This is a genomic window from Dietzia sp. DQ12-76 (genome assembly GCF_014145045.1).
In the GTDB taxonomy this organism is placed as follows: Bacteria; Actinomycetota; Actinomycetes; order Mycobacteriales; family Mycobacteriaceae; genus Dietzia.
In genome coordinates this window covers 1-4483 of record NZ_JAALDV010000406.1, presented here as the reverse complement: position 1 = coordinate 4483, position 4483 = coordinate 1, and the positions used below count along the sequence as shown (strand labels likewise).

Sequence of the window (4483 nt, the reverse complement as noted above, 5' to 3'; positions counted from 1 at the left end):
TGAGCCGGTGTTCGTCTCGCTGCGCGACGAGCTGGTGGAACTGCTGGGGGCCGACTGCTACGAGGTGCTGGCCGCGGCGTGCCGGCGCCGCCGCCAGTTGGGGATCGTCGCGGTGCACCCCGCGACCGAGCGGGCGGCCTCCGGGTCCTGATCCGTCGCGGGGGCCGGGCGCGGCGGTCAGCCCTCGAACTTGTAGCCCAGCCCGCGGACCGTCACCAGGTGGACCGGCTTGCCCGGATCCTGTTCGATCTTGGACCGCAGCCGCTTGACGTGGACGTCCAGCGTCTTGGTGTCGCCCACATAGTCCGACCCCCAGACGCGGTCGATGAGCTGGCCGCGGGTGAGCACTCGCCCCGAGTTGCGCAGCAGGTACTCGAGCAGGTCGAACTCCTTGAGCGGGAGGGTCACCACACTTCCGCGGACGGTCACCGTGTGTCGCTCGATGTCCAGGCGCACCGGCCCGGACTCCAGTACACCGATGTCGTCCGCCTGGTCGCCCTCCGAGTCCGCCCCACGCCTCAGGACGGCGCGGATGCGGGCGATGAGCTCGCGGGCGGAGTAGGGCTTGGTCACGTAGTCGTCGGCCCCCAACTCCAGCCCGACCACCTTGTCGATCTCGCTGTCGCGCGCGGTCACCATGATGACCGGGACGCTCGAGGTCACGCGCAACCGCTTGCACACGTCGGTTCCGGACATGCCCGGGAGCATGAGATCCAGTAATACGATGTCGGCGCCCTCCGCGTCGAAGCTCTCCAGCGCTGTCGGGCCGTCGCCGGCGATGGTGACCTCGAAGCCCTCCTTGCGCAGGAGGAACGCCAGCGGATCCGCCAGCGAGGCCTCGTCCTCTACGATCAGCACCCTGGTCACGGCACCTGGTCCTCTCCTTGTCGGTCGTGCTCGGCGGGGGCCGGGGGCCCCTCGCCACCCGGCTCCACATGGGCCGGAAGTTCGAGTGTGAACGTCGACCCGGTCCCGGGTCGGCTCCAGATGCTGACGGCGCCGTTGTGGTTCTGTGCCACGTGCTTGACGATCGCCAGTCCCAGTCCGGTCCCGCCGGTGGCCCGGGACCGGGCCTTGTCCACGCGGAAGAACCGTTCGAAGACGCGGGTCTGGTGCTCGGGCGCGATGCCGATCCCCCGGTCGGTGACCCGAAGCATGACGGTGTCGCCGTCGAGTGACCGGGTGATCGAGACCGGGGTGCGTTCGGGCGAGTAGTTGACGGCGTTCGAGATGAGGTTGGTCAACGCGGTGACCAACAGGGTCCAGTCGCCCGACACCTCGAGCCCGGACGGGGCGTCGGTGATCAACTCGATCCCCGCCGCCTCCGCCGCGGCAGCCGACCGGCGCATCGCCTCGTCCACCACGGCGTCCACGTCCACCGGCTCGGGATCGCGGATCCGCTCCGCGCCCTGCAGCCGGGACAGCTCGATGAGCTCGGAGACCATCTTGCCCAGTCTGTGGGCCTCGTTCACCACGCGTCCGCCGAAGTACTCGACCGACTCCGGGTCGTCCTTGGACTCGAGCAACGCCTCGGCCAGCACCGCCATCGCCCCCACCGGGGTCTTGAGTTCATGGGACACGTTGGCCACGAAGTCGCGTCGGGCGGCCTCCATGCGGCGCTGTTCGGAGTCGTCGTCGGCGAACACCACCGCGAACTGCCCGAGGTGACCGCCGAGGATCTCGCTCCGACCGCTCACCGACGGGATTCGACGGCGCCCCGCGGTGACCTTGGCGGGCAGGTCGAACGCCGACGGCTGGCCGGAGGCGAACGTGGCCTCGGCGGCGCTCCACACCGGGTCCACCAGGAGCCGGTCGTCCACGATCCCCAGTTCCGCGGCGCGACGGTTGTAGAGCACTACGTCCTGATGGCGGTCCACCACGGCCAGCGCGTAGGGAGCCTGGTGGTACACCGCCCGCAGGACCTCCAGCCGGCTCGGCCCCTGCTGCTCGGCCAGCCGGAGCTCACGGCGTGCGTGCAACCGGGGGACGACGAAGCCGCCGACGATGAAGCCGACCACCGCGGCGACGATCGCGAGGGCGATCCCGAAACTGACCTGCACGTGCCAGATACTACGGTGCGGCGAACCGACGACCACAACAGAGAACCCCCGTCCATCCGCGGGAAGTCCGCAGGTGGACGGGGGTTCTCCGTGTGTTCACCGGAGTGTCACCTACTTCTGGGCGCCCTGGCTGGCGACTGCGGCGGCCCCCGCGGCCGCGGCCTCCGGGTCGAGATAGGTGCCACCCGGGTTGGCGACCAGACCGGAGTCGTCGAAGCGGTAGACGAGCGGGATGCCGGTGGGGATGTTCAGGCCCGCGATGTCCTCGTCGGAGATGCCGTCGAGGTGCTTGACCAGCGCACGGAGCGAGTTGCCGTGCGCGGCGACCATCACGGTCTTGCCCTCCGCCAGCTGTGGGGCGATCTCGGCGGCGTAATACGGGATGAACCGGTCCACGACGTCCTTGAGGCACTCGGTCAGCGGCACCTCCGGCAGGTCGGCGTAGCGGGCGTCCGCCGACTGCGAGTACTCGTTGTCCGGGTCGATCGCCGGCGGCGGCGTGTCGTAGCTGCGGCGCCACAGCATGAACTGCTCGTCGCCGTACTCGTCCTTGATCTCCGCCTTGTTGAGGCCCTGGAGCCTGCCGTAGTGACGCTCGTTGAGCTTCCAGTGCCGCACTACCGGGATCCAGTGCCGGTCACAGGCGTCGAGCGCGATGTTGGCCGTCGTGATGGCCCGGCGCAGCAGGGACGTGAACAGGACGTCCGGCAGGATGCCCTCCTCGGCGAGGAGCCTGCCTCCGCGGACCGCCTCCTCGCGTCCGAGGTCGGTGAGGTCCACATCGACCCATCCGGTGAACTGGTTGGAGGCGTTCCACGTGGACTGACCGTGACGCAGCAGGACGAGGGTTCCGTAAGCCATGCGGCCATTATGACCCGACGCACGAGGACTACGGTGCAGACATGACCACAGACGCCGGCAACACCCCCGATCGACCCGACCGGCCGTGGACCGACCACTACACCCCGGGCACCGCGCACGACCTCGCGTACGGCACCACCACGCTGATCGATCAGTTCGACGACGCCGTGCGGGCCTACTCCGACCGGCCCGCGACCGAGTTCTTCGGCCGCCTGACCTCCTACTCCGAGATCGGCAGCCGGGTCCGCCGCGCCGCCGAGGGGCTGCGGCGCCTCGGGGTGGGTCGCGGGGACCGGGTCGCGGTGCTGTTGCCGAACTGTCCGCAGGGGATCGTCGTGTTCTACGCCGCGCTGCGGATCGGCGCGATCGTCGTCGAGCACAATCCGCTCTACACCGCCGACGAGCTCGCGGGCCCGTTCGCCGACCACAGCGCGCGGGTGGTGGTGACCTGGAACGTCGTCGCCGGCACGGTGCGCGAGCTGGCCGACCGCCCGGAAACGGCCATCGAGCACATCATCGCCGTCGACCTGCTCGACGAACTCCCCGCGGCCAAGCGCCTGGCGCTGAAGCTCCTGCCCGTCCCGTCGCTGCGCGCCTCGCGAGCGAAGCTGTCGGTCCCCGCCCCCGGGACCCTGGATTGGCGAGATCTGGAGACCGGGCCGGAGCTGGACTTCTCCCATCCGCGGCCGCGCGCCGAGGATCCGGCGCTGATCCTCTACACCTCCGGCACCACCGGCACGCCCAAGGGGGCCACCCTCTCGCACGCCAACCTGGTGGCCAACGCCACGATGGGCGAGGCCTGGGTGCCCGGGCTCGAGCCGGGTAGGGAGCGGTTCCTGGCCTCGCTTCCGATGTTCCACGCGTACGGGGTGACGATGTGCGTGGTGTTCGGCATCGCCCAGGGCGCGCGGCTGCAACTCGTGCCGACACCCGACATGGACCTCATCATGCCCATCCTGGCCAAGGACCTGCCGACCTTCATCCCGGCAGTCCCACCGATCTACTCGAAGATCCTCGAGGAGGCCGACCGGCGGGGGATCTCGCTGCGGGGCGTGCGGCACTCGTTCTCTGGCGCGATGAGCCTGCCCGCCGACCTCATCGGCAGGTGGGAGGCCGCGACCGGGGGCCTGCTGGTGGAGGGATACGGGATGACCGAGACCTCCCCCATCACCGTCGGCAATCCCATGTCGACGGCGAGGCGGGCCGGCAGCATCGGCATCCCCTTCCCCGACACCGATATCCGCGTCTCCCACAAGGACGATCCCTCCGTCGACGCCTCCCCGGGCGAGCCCGGCGAGCTGCTGGTCAGGGGCCCGCAGGTCTTCCCGGGGTACTGGGGAAACCCCGAGGCCACGGCCGAGACCTTCCACGACGGATGGCTGCGCACCGGCGACGTCGTGACCCAGGATCCCGACGGTTTCCTCCACGTGGTGGACCGCATCAAGGAGATGATCGTCACCGGCGGGTTCAACGTGTACCCCTCCGAGGTCGAGGCGGTCCTGCGCAGGGCCCCGGGCGTGGCCGACTGCGCGGTGGTGGGCCGGCGCGGCCCGGACGGCGGC

The 4483-nt window shown here is 70.1% G+C and carries 4 protein-coding genes; 1 reads left to right on the top strand and 3 read right to left on the bottom strand.

The window, feature by feature from the left end:
- Nucleotides 1–177: 177 nt before the first annotated feature.
- The 3 genes from G6019_RS13460 to G6019_RS13450 all read right to left on the bottom strand — a co-directional run bounded on the left by G6019_RS13460 (nucleotide 178) and on the right by G6019_RS13450 (nucleotide 2921).
- Nucleotides 178–867, bottom strand: coding sequence for a response regulator transcription factor (locus G6019_RS13460; protein ID WP_107757343.1), 690 nt, complete (start codon nucleotides 865–867; stop codon nucleotides 178–180).
- Nucleotides 864–2060, bottom strand: a complete 1197-nt coding sequence (locus G6019_RS13455) for a sensor histidine kinase (protein WP_107758216.1) — start codon at nucleotides 2058–2060, stop codon at nucleotides 864–866. The genes G6019_RS13460 and G6019_RS13455 overlap by 4 nt, the downstream gene beginning before the upstream one ends.
- A 111-nt stretch (nucleotides 2061–2171) precedes the next feature.
- Complete coding sequence (locus G6019_RS13450) at nucleotides 2172–2921, bottom strand: phosphoglyceromutase (RefSeq protein ID WP_107757344.1); 750 nt, start codon at nucleotides 2919–2921, stop codon at nucleotides 2172–2174.
- A 41-nt stretch (nucleotides 2922–2962) separates the two neighbouring features.
- Between G6019_RS13450 and G6019_RS13445 the strand changes: the two genes are divergently transcribed.
- Nucleotides 2963–4483: AMP-binding protein (locus G6019_RS13445; RefSeq protein WP_182627795.1), on the top strand; the 1521-nt coding region annotated here is incomplete at its 3' end.

What these genes read in the sequence shown, in the direction of transcription:
- G6019_RS13450 (WP_107757344.1), bottom strand. Translation starts at nt 2,921, where the DNA reads ATGGCTTACGGAACCCTCGTCCTGCTGCGTCACGGTCAGTCCACGTGG.